This window comes from Rhizobium atlanticum, assembly GCF_030182485.1.
In the GTDB taxonomy this organism is placed as follows: domain Bacteria; phylum Pseudomonadota; class Alphaproteobacteria; order Rhizobiales; family Rhizobiaceae; genus Rhizobium.
Window position 1 is genome coordinate 1 of the sequence record NZ_JAQJCJ010000027.1, and the last position, 19,401, is coordinate 19,401.

The window sequence follows — 19,401 nt, forward strand, 5'->3', positions numbered from 1 at the left end:
CCCTTGACCCCTGCCCCCGCCCCGCTCGTCGTCTTCGATCTCGACGGCACCCTTCTCGACACCCATGCCGATCTCGTCGAAAGCCTGAACCATACGATCGCAGCCCTCGGCCTCGAACCGGTCAGTTATGACGACCTCACTCACCTCGTCGGCCAGGGAGCGCGGGTGATGATCGAGCGCGCCTGCCGGCTGCGCGGCCATTCGCTCGCGGAAGACGGCTTGCCGCTGCTGGTGGAACGCTTCGTCGCCCATTATGCCGGCAATATGCCCGGCCATACGGAACCCTATCCCGGTGTGGTCGCCGCGATGAACCGCCTGAAATCCGCTGACTACCGCCTCGCCGTCTGCACCAACAAGATGGAGAGCCTCGCGCTCGGTCTGCTCGGCAAGCTCGATCTCGCCCACTATTTCAAAGCAGTCATCGGCGGCGACACCTTCCAATACCGCAAGCCCGACGCCCGTCACCTCACCGGCACCATCGAGCGCGCCGGCGGCAATATTTCCCGAACCGTGATGATCGGCGACAGCATCAACGATATCGCCGTGGCCAGAAACGCCGCCGTGCCGTCGATTGCCGTGCCCTTCGGCTACTCGGATGTGCCGGTCTCGACTTTGAACCCGGACGTGATCATCACGCACTATGATGAACTAACGGTGGAGTTGGTGGAAAGGCTGCTGCGGGAGAATGCGGAGAAGGCTGCTGTTTGAGGGCTGGAAACTTCGCCGATGCCCTGCAGTTGTAGCCCCCTCATCCGCCTGCCGGCACCTTCTCCCTGCTGGGTAGAAGGGACAAGCCTCTGATCCCCTGCTCCCATCAAAACGTCCCATTGTTACGAGGTGTGCGCCGCTTGTTCCCCTTCTACCCAGCGGGGAGCGGTGTCGTACGTGACCCTCAGCCTTGCCTTACCGGGATGGAGGGCAATGTCGAGATGGCTTTTGCCGACATCGATTCCGGCCAGATCATGCTATTATCGGTCATCTTCGTCGTCCCTGTCTTGGATACGAACCCCAAGGTTCCTGCAACCACACGGGCCAGATGAAGAGCCGGTTGCGATCCTGCTCCCCACAGCCCCAAAACGGCTAAGAAGGTGACGATCCGACAACCAGCTGCCGGGCGGGCGGCCACTCGCCCGGCAAGCATCAATATCCTACATTTTTTTCATCGGTGGCCCGAAGGGTCGGATGGGGGGCGGCACGGCGCATCCGATCCTCATATTGCAGCACGCAGACACCCCAATAACGAAACGGGCGGCCCGAAGACCGCCCATTCAATAGCCCAATAAACCTGTATTAGATCTGCGCCCCACGCGCCTTGGTCGTCGCGTCGAAAGCCTTCTCGACATAGGCGTCACGGCCGTAAACGTCATCGAAATACTCCACCACGCCGTCCTTGTTCGGCCAGGCGGTGAAATAGGAGACGTAGACCGGGATCTTCTGCGGCACTTTCACCGCATGGTTCTGGCCGCTTGCAATCTGCCTGGCGACATCGTCAACCGTCGTGCCGAGCACGGCGGCCGCCATCGCGCGCGGATTGGCAAGGCGGACACAACCGTGGCTGAGCGCCCGCATGTCGCGCTTGAAGAAGCTCTTCGAGGGCGTATCGTGCATGTAGATCGCGTGGCTGTTCGGGAACAGGATCTTCAGTTCGCCGAGGGCGTTATCGCCGCTTGGCGGCTGGCGCACCGAAACATTCGCGGTCGAGCCGTACCAGTCGACGCTGGACGAGGCGACGGCATGGCCATTCACCTCAACCTCATACCCGAGCTGATCGAGGTAGTTGGGGTCCGAGCGCAGCTTCGGCAGCATTTCGTTGATGATGATCGACTGCGGCACGCCCCAGAACGGGTTGAACTCCACCGTCTCGATCTCGTCGTTGAAGAAATAGGTCTGGTTGTTCTTGCCGCCGACCACCACGCGCATAGACAGCTGTTCCTTGCCGTCATTGTGGTAGTAGGCCATGTAGGCCGGCTGGTTGATCATGACGTAACGGGAACCCAGATCTTCCGGCAGCCAGCGGACCTGTTCCATGGCGACAACGAGCTTGTCGATCTTCGAGGCATTGGTGTCGCCGCCCGTCATGGCGCGCACCGTCGCCTGGCCGATAACACCATCCGGCTTCAGGCCGTGCTCTTTCTGGAAGTCCTCGACGAGTGAGACGATGTCTGGCGAATAGTCGCTGCCTCCGGCGTAAGCTGCGAACGTCGCCGCATGATCGGTCTTCAGTGTCTCGGACCCGTGCTTCTGCAGCGCCTCGACGATATTGGCGATCTCGGGCGAGCTGTCGCCGGGTCTGAGCAGGCCCTGGAGCGAAATGAGGATCTGCTCCTCATTGCTGTCGGCAGCGCGAAGCTTGGCAAGCTCCGCCTTCAGCGCCTCGAACTGCGTACTATCGGGCGAACGACTGGCGATGTAGGCGCCGGCATTGGGGCTCATGCGGGCAAGCTTCAGCACCGGCGCCAGATTGACGACCTTGCGCTGGAAATCGTGATAGCCGGAAATCTTGTTCGGATCGATGCGGCCGCGGACCGTGTCCTGCACGAAGGCAAGCACCTTGGCCGAAAGTTCCAGCTCGAACTGCGTCAGCGCCCGGTCGCGCGCAGCAGGATCGGGATTGGCCGGATCGACGGCCGGCGCCTGCACGGCGTAATCGGCAGGGTCGAGACCCACGGAAGCCGCATCGGCCAGCGCCGCCATTGCCGACTGGGCGCGCTCGTTGATCTGGTTGCCGTCGACCCAGACGAGCGGATTGCGGCTGTCGCTGTAATAGGTTTCGAGCGCCTTGGCGACGTCGGCATTGGCACGAACCTTGGCCTGCGCCAGGAAGCGGCGCTGCACCACCGGTTCGGAATCGCTCCCCGGCGAAACCTCAGCAACCGCACCAGTGACGATAGGATCGGCAAACTTGCTGGTATCGACGAACTGCAGGGCTTCGGTCTTATAGGTGTAATAACGCGGACCGCTCACCTTCGGCAGCGGCGCCTCCGGGTCAAGCCCGCCAAGCGATCCGCCTTCGCCGCCACGCGGCGCCACACGCCCAGGCGGCATCTGATCCATGAAAATGGTGCTCTGGGTCCGCTGCCTGTCGCCGCGCAGCATATCCATCAGCGTATAGGCATGCGCGGGAGCGGCCATCATTGCCAGGCCGCAGGAAACTGCCAATGCGGATACCGCGCTTTTCAAAACGAACGTCATATATATTCCAGTCCCGATGTCATGCTGTTCTCAGCTCAAATCCCGCGAAACTCAAGCAGCGTAGGGCCTCATTGATCAGAAACCGGCCTTCGCCGCCAGCGCTGGCGGACTCAATTTCATGTGAGAGGAATCCTGCGCGGCGCCGCACAGCAGTTCACACAAAATTATGAAATTATTAGTTAATTTTTTACCGAATTTTCGCCGCCGGACCAGTACGGCAAAAACGTGCCGATACATAAAATTTCCAACGTGGCCGAAAAAGCACGCCGCTCGGCCGGCGCAAACATGACTGTGAGTATCAATATTTCGCACAGCATCCTGTTTTCTTACCCTGGTTTCCAACCTATAAGACCACATCTTTCGAAGATGCCAGAAAACAGCATGCGAGAGGAAGGCAAGGCTCATGACCGCAACCCGCACCGAAACCGATACTTTTGGCCCCATCGATGTCGCCGCCGACCGATATTGGGGCGCCCAGGCCGAGCGTTCGCTCGGCAATTTCAAGATCGGCTGGGAAAAGCAGCCGCTGTCGATCGTGCGCGCGCTCGGCATCGTGAAACAGGCGGCCGCCCGCGCCAACATGTCGCTCGGCCAGCTCGATCCGGCGCTGGGCAAGGCCATCGTCGACGCCGCCCAGGAAGTGATCGACGGCAAGCTCGACGAGCACTTTCCACTGGTCGTCTGGCAGACCGGTTCCGGCACACAGTCCAACATGAATGCCAACGAGGTGATCTCCAATCGTGCCATAGAAATGCTCGGCGGCGTCATGGGTTCCAAGAAGCCGGTGCATCCGAACGATCACGTCAATATGAGCCAGTCGTCGAACGACACCTATCCGACGGCCATGCACATCGCCTGCGCCGAACGGATCGCCCATCACCTGCTGCCCTCGCTGAAGCACCTGCATGCCGCCCTGGATATGAAGGTCACCGAGTTCAGCCACATCATCAAGATCGGCCGCACCCATACTCAGGATGCCACACCACTGACGCTCGGCCAGGAATTCTCCGGCTATGCCGCCCAGGTCGGCTCGGCCATCAAGCGCATCGAGATGACCCTGCCGGGCCTCTGCGAGCTCGCCCAGGGCGGCACCGCCGTCGGCACCGGCCTCAACGCGCCGGTCGGCTTTGCCGAGAAGGTCGCCGAAGAGATCGCTGATATCACCGGCATGCCCTTCGTCAGCGCGCCGAACAAGTTCGAAGCGCTCGCCTCGCATGATAGCATGGTCTTTTCGCATGGCGCCATCAATGCGGCGGCTGCCGCCCTCTTCAAGATCGCCAACGATATTCGCCTGCTCGGCTCCGGCCCGCGCGCCGGCCTGGGTGAACTGGCACTGCCGGAAAACGAGCCAGGCTCGTCGATCATGCCCGGCAAGGTCAATCCGACTCAGTGCGAAGCATTAACGCAGGTTTGCATCCACATCTTCGGCAACCACGCCGCGCTGACTTTTGCCGATAGCCAGGGCCATTTCGAACTCAACGTCTACAATCCGATGATGGCCTATAATTTCCTGCAGTCGGTGCAGCTGCTTGCCGACGCGGCCGTCTCCTTCACCGACAACTGCGTTGTCGGCATCGAGGCGCGCGAGGACAATATCAAGGCCGGCCTCGAGCGCTCGCTGATGCTGGTCACCGCCCTCGCCCCCAAGATCGGCTACGACGCCGCCGCCAAGATCGCCAAGACGGCGCACAAGAATGGCACGACTTTGAAGGAGGAGGCGCTCGCCAGCGGCCTGGTGACGTCGGAAGAATATGACGCGATCGTGCGCCCGGAAACGATGATCGGACCGAAGTAAAGGACAACAGGCGCAACGCCTCTCATCCGCCTGCCGGCACCTTCCCGCTTGCGTGGCGAAGGGGAGATAGCCGCAATGTCTCAGTCCCTCGCCAACCTCTCGCAGGGCACGTCCCCTCGCCCCGTTTTTACGGGGAGAGGGTTAGGGTGACGGGCACACACGGCACACCAGACAAGCCTCAAACCAACAGCGAAAAATTGTCCATCACCACCGAATTGCCCATGAAGTCGAAGCGGATTTCTTCGATGTCTTCGATATCGACCTCGAGATTGGGCCCGGTAACCTCGAGTTCCTGCTGATAGACGATCTGGCCGTCGCTCAGGGCTGTGAGCGTCAGGTGAAAGGGCGACGCCGACAATTCGGCGATCGAAACGCTCTGAAAGGTGAACTCCCCGCCATCGACCATTTTCAGGGTTACGGGCGCAGAACCCGGCGACAGAACGGTATCGCTGAAACCGTCCTCGGTAATGGCGTCGACGCCCGGAATGGTATCATAGACGATGCCGTTCAGAAGCGTCAGGTCGTGGCTGCCGTTCACGGAGAGCGCAAAGCCACGGTAATTGGGAAGAGAGAAATCATCTGCCCTTGATAAGACTCCCATATCATCGAAATCCAGGACTTCGTGGTATTTTTCGTCTTCGTTGACGCCGTCGATCGCCAGGGTCAGCACGCCGAGATCCGTGCCCCCGGAGCCATCGGACATCTTGTAATTCAGCTTTTCGATGAGCTGATCGGACTTACCCAAATTCTTCACCACGTCGAGCGTGTAATCCAGCTCATATGTGAAGTGACCGTCAGGTGTCACTTTGAAGGTTCCGTACTTGCCCTCAATGATCGTTTCGTGGTCAGGCCCATGTTTGGCGTCGATGCGGACGCCATTGACGAAGCGAACATACATGGCCGCTCCTTCGGGATCGCTGGCGAGGCGCAGCAGATCGCCCCTGATCCAGTCATGTTCGAAAAAAACGAGAAGGTCGTCGACAGCAGTTGGCTTTGCATTTGTCATTGGAAGCCCCGGCAGGTTAACGCTGCCGGGAATATGAACCGGGCTTGAACTGAAGGCAACCTGAAGTCGGCCGCTTCGCGACAGATCTCGCTTTCACCTCGCTTATTGCGTGTGCCGGGCAGGTTGCAAAATGTGGCACCATATGGCCCCAGCTCCAGACTCCGCCCCATCCTAATTGCATTTGCTTCGCAGCAGATTTAGACCGGTTCCAATTTTAGCGACGCACGCCCACCAGAAAGGTCACTTGGATGGCTGACGATCTCTTCCCGCTTGGCAAGGATGCCACCCCCTATCGCAAGATCAGCAGCGATTACGTCTCGGTCGACAATTTCAAGGGCCAGGAAATCCTGGCGGTTGATTCCGAGGGAATCCGGCTGCTTGCCGAAACCGCCTTTGCCGACATCAACCACCTGCTGCGCCCCGGCCATCTGAAGCAGCTTGCCGCCATCCTCGACGATCCTGAAGCGACCGACAACGATCGTTTCGTTGCCTATGATCTGCTGAAGAACGCCAATATTGCCGCCGGCGGCGTGCTGCCCATGTGCCAGGACACCGGCACGGCGATCATTATGGGCAAGAAGGGCCGCAGGGTCTGGACAGAGGGCGGTGATGCGGCGGCGCTTTCGAGAGGCGTGCTCGACGCTTATGAAAAGAAGAACCTGCGTTATTCGCAGCTCGCGCCGATCAAGATGTTCGAAGAGAAGAACACTAGGAATAACCTGCCGGCGCAGATCGATATCTATGAGGAAGGCACGGACTCCTACGACTTTCTCTTCGTCGCCAAGGGCGGCGGTTCAGCCAACAAGACCTTCCTCTATCAGGGTACGCCTTCGCTTTTGACCCACGACCGGATGATCGACTTCCTTACGGAGAAGATCCTGACGTTGGGGACGGCAGCCTGTCCTCCCTATCATCTGGCGATCGTGATCGGCGGCACCTCGGCGGAGATGAACCTGAAAACCGTCAAGCTTGCGTCGACCCGTTATCTCGACGAACTGCCGACCGAAGGCTCCGAGAGCGGCCATGCCTTCCGCGACATCGAAATGGAAAAGGAAATCCACAAGCTGACGCAGCAGATGGGCGTCGGCGCTCAGTTCGGCGGCAAGTATTTCTGCCATGACGTGCGCGTCATCCGCCTGCCCCGCCACGGCGCCTCGCTGCCGATCGGCCTCGGCGTCTCCTGTTCCGCCGACCGCCAAGCCAAGGGCAAGATCACCCGCGACGGCATCTTTGTCGAGCAGCTCGAAACCGATCCGTCGAAATACATGCCGGAGATCGACGAAGCGAAACTGTCGGAATCGACCGTGCATATCGACCTCAACAAGCCGATGGCCGAAGTGCTCGCCGAACTATCGAGGCACCCCGTCAAGACGCGCCTTTCGCTGACGGGCACCATTATCGTCGCCCGCGACCTCGCCCATGCCAAGATCCGCGAACGGCTGGAGAAGGGCGAAGGCATGCCCGACTACCTGAAAAATCACCCGGTCTATTATGCCGGCCCCGCCAAGACGCCGGCCGGTTATGCCTCCGGCTCCTTCGGCCCGACGACGGCCGGCCGCATGGACAGCTACGTCGACCAGTTCCAGTCCTTCGGCGGCTCGATGGTGATGCTCGCCAAGGGCAACCGCTCGCGCGCTGTGCGCGAGGCATGCAAGAAACATGGCGGCTTTTACCTGGGCTCGATCGGCGGCCCCGCCGCCCGCCTCGCCAAAGACTGCATCCGCAAGGTCGAAGTGCTGGAATATCCTGAGCTCGGCATGGAAGCGGTCTGGAAGATCGAGGTCGAAGACTTTCCCGCCTTCATCGTCATCGACGACAAAGGCAATGATTTCTTCCAGGAATTGAATTTGGGGTGATTGTCTGGTGTGTCTTTGAAGTCAGGTGAAGGGGAAGCTGACGGCTTGCCGTAAAGCCCCTCATCCGCCTGCCGGATAAGGCGCCGCACGGCGCGACCTTCCGATATTTGCGCGCTTACTGATTATCTGCGGCGCTTATCACATCTCCATCATCCACCCGCGCCAGAATCTCCGTCCGGAATGCGCCGGCAAAGAGACGGGCATGCTCCAGCAGCAAGGCACCGCCTGCGAAGACGATGAAAACGAGGATAACGAAAAAATGGCGCGGCCGCTTTCCATGATCTTACGTCCTGGCTTTTTGGCGGTGTCGGGTTTGGCGGTGAACCGTCATTCCGCATTGCTTCCGAAAATAGGAAACAACCAAAACTTACTGTCGACAAGATGAATACGATCTCTAAGGAGAAAAGAGCTGTAAGTTTTTTAAATACCGCCTCCCGCGCAACGGGTATGCACTGTCCCGATAAGGATACGTTTTTCCTTGAAAAATCATAGACGTACTTGAAGTACTAACCGGCCGCGAAGTTTTCATATGTAATCTTTGGTATATGTCGCTTTAATCTTTTCCCAAGAAATTTAAGCTAACAAATAAATATTGCCTTCGAAGAAATGAGGAGTTTGCCGGATGAATACGGCTGTCGCGCCCAAGGTGCAGGTTCCCGACGTAGCGGGCCAGATCACCTACGCAATGCGCTCGATGGGCGTCGCGCCGATACCCCGCAATTACGAACTCTTCTACGAGGCCTATATCGGCTCCAATCCGGCGCTCACCCGTGAACTCGCAGCTCTCGGCAGCCAGGCGACCCAGGCCGAACTCGATGCGCTGGGCGCGCAGTATTTCACCAGCAGCCCCGCACGCGTCTTCGACGATGCCCATACGCGCATATCAGGCGAACTCGACGGCCTGCTGCGAATCCTGAGGCAGGAGCAAAGTTCGCTCGAAAGCTATACAAGGCTGCTCGGCGAGACCCATAAGCGCATCACCTCCAAGAGCAATGCCAGCGCCGAATTGATCGAAAGCGCTATCGAACTTTTGAGCCAGGCGACTGGCGATACCATGGCGCATGGCGAACGCACCGTCGAGGACGTCGTCCAGCGCTCGCAGGAGATGGACCAAGTCCGCAAGGAACTCGATGAATACAAGCGCATCGCCAACACCGATTCACTGACGCGCCTTTCCAACCGCCGCGCCTTCGATGACCGGCTGTCAGCGGTCTTCAACAATCCCGGCATGCGGCCGGTAACCGCCCTGCTGCTCGCCGACATCGACAACTTCAAGAAGATAAACGACACCTACGGCCATCCCGTCGGCGACAAGATTCTCGCCACGGTCGCCTCCGTCATCCGCAGCAATGTCCGGCGAGACGTCTTCGTCGCCCGTGCCGGCGGCGAGGAATTTGCCCTGATCATCGAGGGCAACACAGCCGAGGAAGTGACGGCGATCGCCGAACGCATCCGCCGCACGCTGGAAACTACGCCGTTCAAGAATTCCCGCACCCGGGTGAATTACGGCCCGATCACCGTTTCGATCGGCATCTGCATGGCCTCGAATGCGGAGGATGCCGGCGAGCTTTACAGCAAGACCGACATCGCCCTTTACGGCGCTAAGAACGCCGGCCGCAACTGTATCGTCCTCTATCAGGACGGCATGCAGAAGGACTTCAGCAAGAGCTGGCTGATCTACAAGGCCTGACACGGAACCCTCATGATAAGCACGCTGTCGCCACAAGGTGACAACCTTCTTTCGTCGTGCTCGGGCTTGTCCCTAGCATCTGCCGCCGGTGCAGCAGATCCTCGGCACAAGGCAGCACAAGGCCGAGGATAACATCGAGTAAAGGGCGAACTCTGTCAAAATTGCGCCGTCACAATGAGATGACAGCGGTTCACCACATCGTCTTCGCCGCCCGTCCCGGCCATTCCCGGTCGTAGGTTTCCTGATCGAAATCGCTGACGGCAGCCTTCAGCATCTGGCCCGGCGTCGGCAAGCTCGCCGGATCAGCAAAATGCCCGGCATTCCAGAGTTCGGCGCGTATCACGGCGCGCGCACACTGGAAATAGACCTCGTCGATCGAAATGACGATGACGGTGCGCGGATGTTTGCCGTCCATCTCGAAACTCGAAAGCAGCGCATCGTCGTTCGAGACGACGCCGCGGCCGTTGATGCGCATCGTGGTGTTGGAGCCGGGGATCAGAAACATCAGCGCGAGCCTGGGATCACGCACGATATTGGAGAGCGAATCCACACGGTTGTTGCCGCGCCAATCCGGCAGATACAGCGTCTCGTCGTCGACGACGCGCACTACGCCGCCGAGATCGCCACGTGGCGAACAATCAAGCCCTTCCGGCCCGACGGTCGCAAGCGCCGCAAACGGCGAGATTTCGATCATCTGACGGTAAAGCGGCGTCAACCGCTTGGTCACCTTGTCGACCGAAGCCTGTGATAGGCCGGCGCCATAGATGGTATTGAGCTCTTCGATGCTGCTGATGATTTTCATGAAGCGTCCCGCCGCGGCTGATCTTTGCCACGGACGCTACAATGCCACGCGCCTCGCCGGAAGCTCAAATAGCGGAATGATCTCAGCATCTTTTTTGATGCTTTCGTCGGTTCCCTCGTCCACGCCGACTGCGAGAAAGGCCGCGATCGCGCCGAGCACCGGAGGCGCGCCGATGATGCGCCGATGGCCGAAACCGTTCGCCCAGAACAGCCGCATTCTCTTACTCGCCGCGCCGTAACGCCGGGCATGGGCCGCTGACACTTCCTTGTCGTCCTCGGCGTGGATCACCAGGACCGACCGGCCGATCGAGCCCGCCGTATTGTTGGCGTCGAAATCTCCGAGTCTTCGCCCAGTGACACGATGAACCTCATTCTCCAACGCAGCCTGCGCGGCGGCGCGAAGCCCGATCATCCGTCCGAAATCAGTGAAAAGCCAGGCCATCTCGCTCGGCGCGCCGATCAGCACCAGTCGCTCCCCGGTAACGGGCGCAGCATCCGGGATCAGGCCCGCCGCCGAGACCATCAGCGCCGCGCCCCCGAAGGAATGGCCAATCGCCGCGTCGAATGCACCGAAGCGCTCCCCTGCTGCCGCGATCGCCTGGACCGCAAGCCCCATATGCAGGAAACGGCCACCCGCGTGCCCATGGCCGGGAAAATCGAGCGCCACCACCTCGGCACCTGTCGCCGCCAGCATCGAGACGAGATCTGCCATGTAGACGGTGCTCGAGCCCCAGCCATGCGTGACGAGGTAGCGCTTGCGCTGACCGATCGCTCCGCCGTTGAGGCGATAGGCATGCGCTTTGGCGCCGCCGGCAAGCCTGAGGACAAAGCGTTCCGCGCCGGCAAGCCGCGCCGCACCAGCCGCGTGCGCCGTCTTTGCCTTCTCTCCCTTCGGCCGCGGCGATGGTGTGCGGCAGAACAGCAGGAATGCCGCCCTGCCCGCCAGCCGCGGCGATATCGCCTGCAGAACCCGAAATCCGAGGCGGGTGACCTCAAGCGCGAAATTTGCCATAGTGGGAATCCAAAAGACTGTTCAACACTGAACAATAAAGTACAACGATGAACAAAAATCAATCCCTGCCCTGGGATCATCCGCGTTTTCGCAGCTGGATCGCGGTGGCACGCGCTTGCCAGCTGATGCAGCAGTCCCTGACCCGCTCGCTTGCCGATCTCGATATCAAGCCGCCACACCTCGATATTCTGGTCAATCTCTACCGTTTCGAGGGTATCTCGCAGCAGGAGCTGGCGCGCAAGCTTCTCGTCGGCCGCTCCAACATGAGCATGCTGCTGCCGCAGATGGAGCAACGGGGTCTGATCGAGCGGCGCGGCGACGAGCGCGACAAGCGGGTGCTGCGCCTTTATCTCACCGGCGAAGGCCGCAAAGTGACCGAGGCGGCGATGGCGATCCAGACCGATCTCATCGAACGCACCCTCTCGGACGAGCCGATCGAACAATGCATGGCGACGGCCACCTCGATGGAGCGCATCATCGCCGTGCTGCTGAAAGATCTGCGCGACGATGACTGATGCATGTTGCCCAAAAGTGTGCAGCGGTCTTGGGAGGACGACATGCATAAAAAGACCCTCAAGCGCCTCGCATGAACCAAGTTCGAGGCGAGGCGCTTGAGGTTCAATGCAGCGACGGCGCCGTCGATGTGCCGCTCAGCGAGCGATATTCCCAGGCGGCGACGATGATCAGCACCAGCGTCGCCAGGATGCCGAGCAGATAGACCTCGAGGAAGGGCGCTGCGAAGGCTAGCAGGATCACCAACACGAGGCCGGCAAGATGCGACAGTGGCATCTGCCCGCTGGTCGCGCCCTTGAACCAGAGATTGCCGGCAAGGAACAGACCGGAGCCGCCGAGCACCGCCGCCCCGACGCCGAAGTCACCCGTCTCGTGCGGATGCGAGAACATGAATTCGACCGCCACCGCATGCACGATGATGCCGGCCAGGATCGGGATATGCGCGTAGGTGAAAGCCTGCCGCGCCAGAGCCCCCGGCGTCTCCTCATGCTCGATGCGATGAGCGGCGCGCCCGTGGCCGAAGCGGAAATAGAGCCACCACATGGCGACCGTGCCGATAAAGGCAGTCACGAAGATCAGGCTGGTCAGACCCGAAATCGGCAGCTCGGAAAAGGTGCGGCCTGAAACGAGAATCGCCTCGCCGAGGCAGATGATGACGAAGAGCGCGCAGCGCTCAGCCATGTGCGCGCCGGAAACGTCCCAGTCGCCGGGCCTCGATCGGCCAAGCCCAGGCACCGCAAAGCCCGCGGCTGGCCCGGCATATTCGATCGAAAGTGCTATCAGCCATGCGATAAGCCGGGCTTCATGCTCCAAGAGCCCGCCGGCGATCCAGAAGACGGCGGCGACCGCAAGCCAGCTTGTGATGCGCGCGAAATTCAGCGTATTGGCCCGGTCGACACGCGTCATCGCATAGGTGGCAAACAGCGAGCGGCCGACCTGCATCGTCACATAGGCGCCGGCAAAAAGCAGTCCCTTGTCGCCGAAGGCCTCGGGGATGGAGGCGGAAAGCACTAGGCCCAGCATCATCAGCACGACCAGCATGCCGCGCACCGGCTTCTTGTCGGGATCGAGCCAGTTCGTCACCCACGCGGTGAATATCCACACCCACCAGACGGCCAAGGTCATCACTGCCGCTTCGGCAGCGCCGAGAGGCGTATAATGGGCGGCAAGCGCATGCGAAAGCTGCGAGATCGAAAAGACGAAGACCAGATCGAAGAACAGTTCGAGGAAGGTCACCTTGCTGCCGGCGGCGCTGCCTTTGGCGCGCAGCCAGTTCTTTCTATTCGCTTTCGCCATGTGTCCCCCGATGGCCATATATTGAGATTCAGCGCGGCTTTTCCGCGGTGTCGCGGTTCATGCCCTTTTCCCGGAGTTCGTCCTCATAGGCCGAAAACAGCTCCGCCCCCCGTTCGCCCAGTTCGCGCAGGTAGGTCCAGGTGTAGATGCCGGTATCGTGCATGTCATCGAAACCGATTCGGACCGCATAATTGCCGGTCGGCGTCATCGAGACGATCGCGACATTGCGTTTGCCCGGCACCGTCACCTTCTGTCCCGGCCCGTGGCCCTGCACCTCGGCCGACGGTGACAGAACGCGCAGGAGTTCGGCCGAAAGATCGAAGCTCTGGCCGTCGTTGAAGGTCACCACCAGCCGCTGCCGGTCCTTAGAAACGCGAAGTTCGCTCGGCCAGATATCGCTCATCTCTATCACCCTCTTTCCCTTGGAGAAGTAGGCGTTCGGCTTTTTCGAGGCAAGCGCAAATTAGCGTGTGCGAAATCCGTTTCCCTTGACGGGGCAATCACATATGCACAAATAGAAAGATGTCGCTTGAAAACGGGGCCCATCCCGCTCGGCGCGCTTCAAATCCCCGCCGCGGAGGAATTGGTGAATAAGAGAGTGGGAACGATAGGCAACGCATCGCCGCTCACGGCAGATGCGCATCCGATGATCGACCCTTTCGGCCGGGCGGTCACCTATCTCCGCGTCTCCGTCACCGACCGCTGCGACTTCCGCTGCACCTATTGCATGGCGGAGAATATGACCTTCCTGCCGAAGAAGGATCTTTTGACGCTCGAAGAGCTCGACCGCCTCTGTTCGGCCTTCATCGCAAAGGGTGTCAGCAAGATCAGGCTGACCGGCGGCGAGCCGCTGGTGCGCAAGAACATCATATATCTCGTGCGCAAGCTCGGCGAAAAGATCGGCTCCGGTCTCGATGAGTTGACGCTGACGACCAACGGCTCACAGCTTTCCCGCTACGCCGCCGAGCTTTATGATTGCGGCGTGCGCCGCATCAACGTCTCGCTCGATACGCTCGATCCCGACAAGTTCCGCAAGATCACCCGCTGGGGCGATTTCGACAAGGTCCTGGAAGGCATCGGCGCGGCGCAGAAAGCTGGTATCAAGATCAAGCTCAATGCCGTGGCGCTGAAAAATTTCAACGATGCCGAGATGCCCGATCTCCTGCGCTTCGCCCATGGTCGCGACATGGACCTCACCGTCATCGAAACCATGCCGATGGGCGAGATCGAAGAGGACCGCACCGATCAATACCTGCCGCTCTCAGAGTTGCGCGCCGATTTCGAACGTCAGTTCACGCTAACTGACATTGATTTCCAGACCGGCGGCCCGGCGCGTTACGTCAGGGTTTCCGAAACCGGCGGCCGCCTCGGCTTCATCACGCCGATGACCCATAATTTCTGCGAGAGCTGCAACCGCGTTCGGCTCACCTGCACCGGCACGCTCTATATGTGCCTGGGCCAGAACGACGCCGCGGATCTGCGTGCCGCGCTCCGCGCCACCGAGGACGACGCCCTCCTCTGCGCCGCCATCGACGAAGCCATCACCCGCAAGCCAAAAGGCCACGACTTCATCATCGACCGGACTCATAATCGTCCCGCTGTGGCGCGGCACATGAGTGTCACTGGCGGGTGAGGCCCGGCCCCGCAAAGGGGGGAGCGATCAATCCAGTGAATCGATCGCAGCGCCGAACACCCTGAATTCGAACGAGGGGCAGGGATACGGTGCGGCAAACTCCCAAGTATCCAGCCGGGCTCGCGGGAGAGCCTCAGGCCACGACGATCAGCCGTCGTTCTAAGTGGACCCCCCGGGCGGGTGCGGCGGGCGCTATCCTACCCGTCAGTCGATCAATCGCTGCGCGGTAAATTTGTCGGTCACAAGCATATCGATCACCCCGACGCGAAGCGCGCCTGCGATCGCCTCGGTCTTCTTGGCGCCCCCGGCAAGAGCGATGACCCGATCCACCCGTTCGAGATCCTCGAGCGGAAGCCCGATGACCCGGTCGTCCAGCGGCGTCTTGACCGGCTTGCCGTTCCTATCGAAGAAGCGAAGCGAGATATCGCCGACGGCGCCCGCTTCCGCGAGATCGGAGAGTTCGCGGGACGAAAAGATGTTGCCGGACCGTGCGAGAAGTTCGGACGGTTCGACGGCTCCGATTCCGACGATCGCAAGCGTTATGCTGCCGAACAGGTCCATCGTCTCGCGCACGAACGGGTCGGCCTGCATCAGAAGTTTTGCTTCCCTTGATGTCGTAACGCCCTGCACGGGCAGCAGTTTCGGCTCGGCGCCGGTCAGTCGTGCAAGCCGCGTGGTCAGCTGCGTCGCATGCGTCTGCACCGAAGGATCGCCCATGCCTCCAAGGGTCTGGACGACGTATTTCGCCTGAGCGCTCTTCTGAGGATGGATGTTCTCGACCATCTTGAAAATGGTCTGGCTCCAGCTCGAAACGCCGATGATCTCCCCTGGCGCCAGCGTCACCTCCAAGAGATGCGCCGCTGCCTCGCCGATCCGGGCCATGATGGCCCCGTCCCGATCTTCCGTGCACTCGACGACGATCGCCTCCGGCAGACCGTATTTCTCGCGAAGCGCGCCCTCAAGCTCGCTATAGGTGCCGACGGGAGGGATCACGCTGGTTCGCACGATGTCTTCAGCCTCAGCGCGCTTCAGCATCCGCGACACCGTCGCCTGCGACAGGCGAAGGTGCTCTGCGATCTCCGCCTGTCGCCGTCCCTCTATGTGGTACATCTGGGCGACCCTTGAAATGAGGCGGAGTTCGTTGAGGCGAGTCATCGCTAATCCCAGATTGAATTTTTATTCACCTTTAGCCTGTGTTTCGCGGGACGTCGAGCGGGCGAGCGCATCATTCCAGGTATCGAGAAGTCCCGCGCGGTCCATGGGTTGCGGCTCGATGATCTCAGTGTTTCGCGGCAACGTCGCGACAACATGGAGATCGCTCCACATGCCGAGCGAGAGCCCCGCGAGATATGCAGCGCCCAAGGCCGACGCCTCGGGTGCTTCGCACTGGATCACGGGATGTTCGATCAGGTTCGACACACACTGCATCAGGAAGCGATTCTGGCTCGGTCCGCCATCGACATAGAGCGCGCCAAGTTCGCCACCGCTCTGCCTCCGCATTGCCGCGATCACGTCATGCACCTGCAAGGCGATGGAGTCAGTTACCGAGCGAGCCATCTGCGCGCGTGTGGTATTGAAGTCGATCTGGGAGAACAGCGCACGTGCATCGGCATTCCAGTAAGGCGCACCCAGGCCGACGAACGCCGGCACGAATCCAGGTCCGCCCCGCTCGGCGCTCGCTGCAAGTTCGACAAGGGCCGCGACATCCGCGAGGCCGAGAATGTCAGCCATCCAGGGAAGACTGGCGGCGCAAACCAGAATATTGCCTTCGAAAGCGAAAGTCGGCTTTCCCCCGATACGCCACGCGACCGTTGTCGTGATGCCGTTGCGTGGAGGAATGAACTGGGAAAGCGTCGTCATGACCGAAGAGCCGGTCCCGAAGGTCACCTTGCCGTCGCCCGGCCTGAAGGCCCCATGACCGAACAGGGCGGCGTGGCTGTCGCCGATCGCGGCCATGATGGGAGTACCGTCAGGCACACCCGGCAAGCCTTGGGTCCTGCCGAAATCGGCGGAGCTGTCGAGGACCTCGGGCAGCAGCGCGATATCGACGCCGAAGATCTCGCCGAGCTCTTCGCTCCATCTCTGCTCCCTGAGATCGAACAACTGGCTCCTGGCGGCATTCGACGCGTCGCAGGCATACCGGCGCCCCCCCGTCACGCAGTGGACGAGCCAGCTGTCGATCGTTCCCAGCCGCACCGATCGCCCGGCCGGAATGCGGTCGAGCAGCCATCGGAATTTCGAACCCGGGAACATTGGATCCAATGGCAGGCCTGTCAGCGCCTGCACCCGGGCAAGCTGGCCTTCGGCAATCAAACGTTCGCAATCCTGTGCCGTTCGACGGCACTGCCAGCTGACCACCGGTCCGAGCGCCTCTCCGGTGTCGGCGTCCCAGGCGGTGACGGACTCGCGCTGGTTGGAAATAGCTACGGCCTCGATAGTCACATCGGGGCCAGCCTTCAGGCAGGCGTCGACCGCTTCGCAGACCGATGCGTAGAGCCGTTGTGGGTCTTGTTCGACCCAGCCCGGCTTCGGATAGCCGATACCGACAGGAGCCGAACCTCTGCCGATGATTTTTCCCTTCTCGGAAACGAGAACTGCCTTTGAATTGGTCGTGCCCTGGTCGATTGCCAGAATTGCCCGCATTCTATCCTCCCCGGATCAGGTGCTGGCCGGGACGGCAAGCGTCCCGGCCGGTCACGTGATCCCAATCACTTGCGCTCGATCAGCGACTGCGCGGCGTCGGCGATTGCGGACGGCGCCATCCCGAATTCGTCGAGCAGGAACTCCGCTGAACCGGTCGGGGCGTAGACGCCGGGAACCCCGAGACGCTTCATCGGCACTGGAGCATGGTCGACCACCACTTCGGCCACCGCGGAGCCGAGCCCGCCAAAGATTGAGTGCTCTTCGGCCGTGACGATCGCTCCGGTTTCCCTAGCTGCGGCGATGATGGCCTCCTCGTCGATCGGACGAACCGTTGCGAGGTTGAGCACCCTGGCATCGATGCCGCGGTCTGCGAGAATTTCGGCAGCCTTCACGATGCGATGCGTCAATGTCCCATTGGCGATCAGAGTGACTTGGGAACCTTGGCGAAGGAGATTCGCCTTGCCCAGTTCGAATTTATGGCCTTCCCGAAGCAGGTCGGGCACACCGACCCGCGACAGACGCAGGAAGCAGGGCCCGCTGTAGGTTGCCGCCCAGGCGACGGCAGCGGCGGTTTCGATCCGGTCGCAGGGCGCGATGACCGGGAGATTGGGCAGGACCCGCGTCCAGGCGAAATCTTCGATCGAGTGATGGGTCGGGCCGAGTTCGCCATATGCCATTCCGGACGAAATGCCGACCAACTTGACGTTGGCGTTCGAGTAGGAAATGTCGGCCTTGATCTGCTCCAGCGACCGGCCCGTGAGAAACGGAGCAGCGCCGCACACGAAGGGCAGCCGTCCGCCATTGGCAAGCCCTGCACCGACGCCGACCATGTTCTGCTCCGCGATCCCGACATTGACGAGGCGCTCCGGAAACTTCGACTTGAAGCCGCCGAGCTTGGAGGAACCGACGGAATCATTGCAGACGGCAACGATCGTTTCGTTTTCGGCAGCCAGCCGCTCGAGCGTGGAGGCGAATGCGTCGCGGCAATCGTGAAGCTTGGGTGGGTTTACTGGCGCGTTCATTACAGTGCCTCCGACAATTCTGCCAATGCGATTTCGTATTGTTCCCTACTCGGAACCTTGTGGTGCCACTCGACCCGGTCCTGCATGAACGAGATTCCATGGCCCTTGTTGGTGTGGGCGACGATGCAATGTGGCCTTGATCCCCGGTGTTCGAGAGCAGGAACGACTTCGCTCATCTTGTTCCCATTGATTTCGGTGACTTCCCAATCGAAGGCTTCAAGCTTCGGACGAAGAGGGGCGAGATCATTGGTTTCGGCGAGCGCAGCTCCCTGCTGGAACCTGTTGTGATCGATGACCAGCGTCAGATTATCGAGCTTGAACTGGGCGGCCGCCATTATCGCTTCCCAGTTGGACCCCTCCTGCATCTCACCGTCTCCGGTGACGACGTAGGTGTGAAATTTCCCGCCCGAGAGTTTGGCGGCCTTCGCCATTCCGACTGCGACCGGAAGACCGTGGCCGAGCGGCCCCGTGTTCGTCTCGACGCCAGGAACCTTATTGCAATTCGGATGTCCGTTCAGCCTCGAATGCGGCTGCAAGAAGGTGGAAATCTCCTCTTCCGGAATGAAGCCGCGTTTTGCGAGCGTCACGTAGAGAGCGCAAGCCGTATGCCCCTTTGAAAGCACGAACCTGTCGCGGTTGGGGTGTTTGGGCTGATCAGGCCAGACATTCAGCACACGAAAATAGAGGGCGGTCAAAATGTCGATGACCGACATCTCTCCACCAATATGGCCGGCGCCAGCTTCAAAAACCGCCTGGAGATCGCGCAATCGGATTTCGCGGGCGATACGCTCGAGTTCTGTCGTATCCATGGGCTCCTCGTGTGCATAAATATTCAACCATCAATATTTTTGCACAACAGATCGATTAGTCAACCCCTCTGGCGAAGCTCTCGAGAGCGTACGTGACCGGAAATGTTATTGACAGCCGGAAACCAAGTTGTTA

At 60.5% G+C, this 19,401-nt stretch carries 18 protein-coding genes; 7 read left to right on the forward strand and 11 right to left on the reverse strand.

Annotation, left to right across the window (positions count from 1 at the left end; translation table 11 throughout):
- Positions 1-3: 3 nt before the first annotated feature.
- Entirely contained in the window at positions 4-708 is a 705-nt protein-coding gene (locus PH551_RS28610) for an HAD family hydrolase (protein ID WP_285196070.1), read from the forward strand.
- 582 nt (positions 709-1,290) lie between these two features.
- On the opposite strand, the gene PH551_RS28615 is transcribed toward PH551_RS28610, so the two are convergent.
- Positions 1,291-3,192, reverse strand: coding sequence for a L,D-transpeptidase family protein (locus tag PH551_RS28615; RefSeq protein ID WP_085778388.1), 1,902 nt, complete (start codon positions 3,190-3,192; stop codon positions 1,291-1,293).
- A 75-nt stretch (positions 3,193-3,267) separates the two neighbouring features.
- On the reverse strand, positions 3,268-3,597 hold the full coding sequence (locus PH551_RS28620) for a hypothetical protein (protein WP_285196032.1): 330 nt from the start codon (positions 3,595-3,597) through the stop codon (positions 3,268-3,270).
- Between PH551_RS28620 and fumC the strand changes: the two genes are divergently transcribed.
- Positions 3,596-4,987: a class II fumarate hydratase gene (gene fumC, locus PH551_RS28625; protein ID WP_085778389.1), complete on the forward strand. Its 1,392-nt coding sequence runs from the start codon at positions 3,596-3,598 to the stop codon at positions 4,985-4,987. The genes PH551_RS28620 and fumC overlap by 2 nt on opposite strands.
- A 178-nt stretch (positions 4,988-5,165) precedes the next feature.
- Here fumC and PH551_RS28630 read toward each other — a convergent pair whose 3' ends face one another.
- Positions 5,166-5,993 carry a VCBS domain-containing protein gene (locus tag PH551_RS28630; protein ID WP_285196033.1) on the reverse strand — a complete coding sequence of 276 codons (828 nt, stop codon included), beginning with the start codon at positions 5,991-5,993 and terminating at the stop codon, positions 5,166-5,168.
- 248 nt (positions 5,994-6,241) lie between these two features.
- Between PH551_RS28630 and PH551_RS28635 the strand changes: the two genes are divergently transcribed.
- From PH551_RS28635 to PH551_RS28645, 3 genes are all read left to right on the forward strand, one after another.
- Positions 6,242-7,849: a fumarate hydratase gene (locus PH551_RS28635; protein WP_285196034.1), complete on the forward strand. Its 1,608-nt coding sequence runs from the start codon at positions 6,242-6,244 to the stop codon at positions 7,847-7,849.
- A 202-nt stretch (positions 7,850-8,051) separates the two neighbouring features.
- Positions 8,052-8,234 carry a hypothetical protein gene (locus PH551_RS28640; protein ID WP_157131404.1) on the forward strand — a complete coding sequence of 61 codons (183 nt, stop codon included), beginning with the start codon at positions 8,052-8,054 and terminating at the stop codon, positions 8,232-8,234.
- A 237-nt stretch (positions 8,235-8,471) separates the two neighbouring features.
- Positions 8,472-9,539 carry a GGDEF domain-containing protein gene (locus PH551_RS28645; RefSeq protein WP_085778392.1) on the forward strand — a complete coding sequence of 356 codons (1,068 nt, stop codon included), beginning with the start codon at positions 8,472-8,474 and terminating at the stop codon, positions 9,537-9,539.
- Positions 9,540-9,729: 190 nt separating this feature from the next.
- Here PH551_RS28645 and PH551_RS28650 read toward each other — a convergent pair whose 3' ends face one another.
- Complete coding sequence (locus PH551_RS28650; protein ID WP_085778393.1) at positions 9,730-10,341, reverse strand: pyridoxamine 5'-phosphate oxidase family protein; 612 nt, start codon at positions 10,339-10,341, stop codon at positions 9,730-9,732.
- Between the two features lie 36 nt (positions 10,342-10,377).
- Positions 10,378-11,352: an alpha/beta hydrolase gene (locus tag PH551_RS28655; protein WP_285196037.1), complete on the reverse strand. Its 975-nt coding sequence runs from the start codon at positions 11,350-11,352 to the stop codon at positions 10,378-10,380.
- 47 nt (positions 11,353-11,399) lie between these two features.
- On the opposite strand from PH551_RS28655, the gene PH551_RS28660 reads away from it, so the two are divergent.
- Positions 11,400-11,867 carry a MarR family winged helix-turn-helix transcriptional regulator gene (locus PH551_RS28660; protein ID WP_085778395.1) on the forward strand — a complete coding sequence of 156 codons (468 nt, stop codon included), beginning with the start codon at positions 11,400-11,402 and terminating at the stop codon, positions 11,865-11,867.
- Positions 11,868-11,970: 103 nt separating this feature from the next.
- Here PH551_RS28660 and PH551_RS28665 read toward each other — a convergent pair whose 3' ends face one another.
- Both PH551_RS28665 and PH551_RS28670 read right to left on the reverse strand, forming a co-directional pair.
- The gene (locus tag PH551_RS28665; RefSeq protein ID WP_285196038.1) at positions 11,971-13,161 is read right to left on the reverse strand and encodes a low temperature requirement protein A; all 1,191 of its coding nucleotides are present in this window, start codon (positions 13,159-13,161) and stop codon (positions 11,971-11,973) included.
- Between the two features lie 28 nt (positions 13,162-13,189).
- Positions 13,190-13,564, reverse strand: coding sequence for a gamma-butyrobetaine hydroxylase family protein (locus PH551_RS28670; RefSeq protein ID WP_020921463.1), 375 nt, complete (start codon positions 13,562-13,564; stop codon positions 13,190-13,192).
- Between the two features lie 183 nt (positions 13,565-13,747).
- Between PH551_RS28670 and moaA the strand changes: the two genes are divergently transcribed.
- Entirely contained in the window at positions 13,748-14,794 is a 1,047-nt protein-coding gene (gene moaA, locus PH551_RS28675) for a GTP 3',8-cyclase MoaA (RefSeq protein ID WP_085780093.1), read from the forward strand.
- A 204-nt stretch (positions 14,795-14,998) separates the two neighbouring features.
- Here the strand turns inward: moaA and PH551_RS28680 are convergent, their stop codons facing one another.
- From PH551_RS28680 to PH551_RS28695, 4 genes are all read right to left on the reverse strand, one after another.
- Positions 14,999-15,949: a sugar-binding transcriptional regulator gene (locus tag PH551_RS28680; RefSeq protein ID WP_085778396.1), complete on the reverse strand. Its 951-nt coding sequence runs from the start codon at positions 15,947-15,949 to the stop codon at positions 14,999-15,001.
- Positions 15,950-15,970: 21 nt separating this feature from the next.
- Positions 15,971-17,437 (reverse strand): FGGY family carbohydrate kinase, encoded by a 1,467-nt coding sequence (locus PH551_RS28685; RefSeq protein ID WP_285196039.1) that lies wholly within the window; start codon positions 17,435-17,437, stop codon positions 15,971-15,973.
- A gap of 65 nt (positions 17,438-17,502) precedes the next feature.
- Positions 17,503-18,459, reverse strand: a complete 957-nt coding sequence (locus tag PH551_RS28690; protein WP_085778398.1) for a transketolase family protein — start codon at positions 18,457-18,459, stop codon at positions 17,503-17,505.
- Positions 18,459-19,268 (reverse strand): transketolase, encoded by an 810-nt coding sequence (locus PH551_RS28695; protein ID WP_097601479.1) that lies wholly within the window; start codon positions 19,266-19,268, stop codon positions 18,459-18,461. Before PH551_RS28695 ends, PH551_RS28690 begins: the two co-directional genes overlap by 1 nt.
- Positions 19,269-19,401 lie beyond the last annotated feature (133 nt).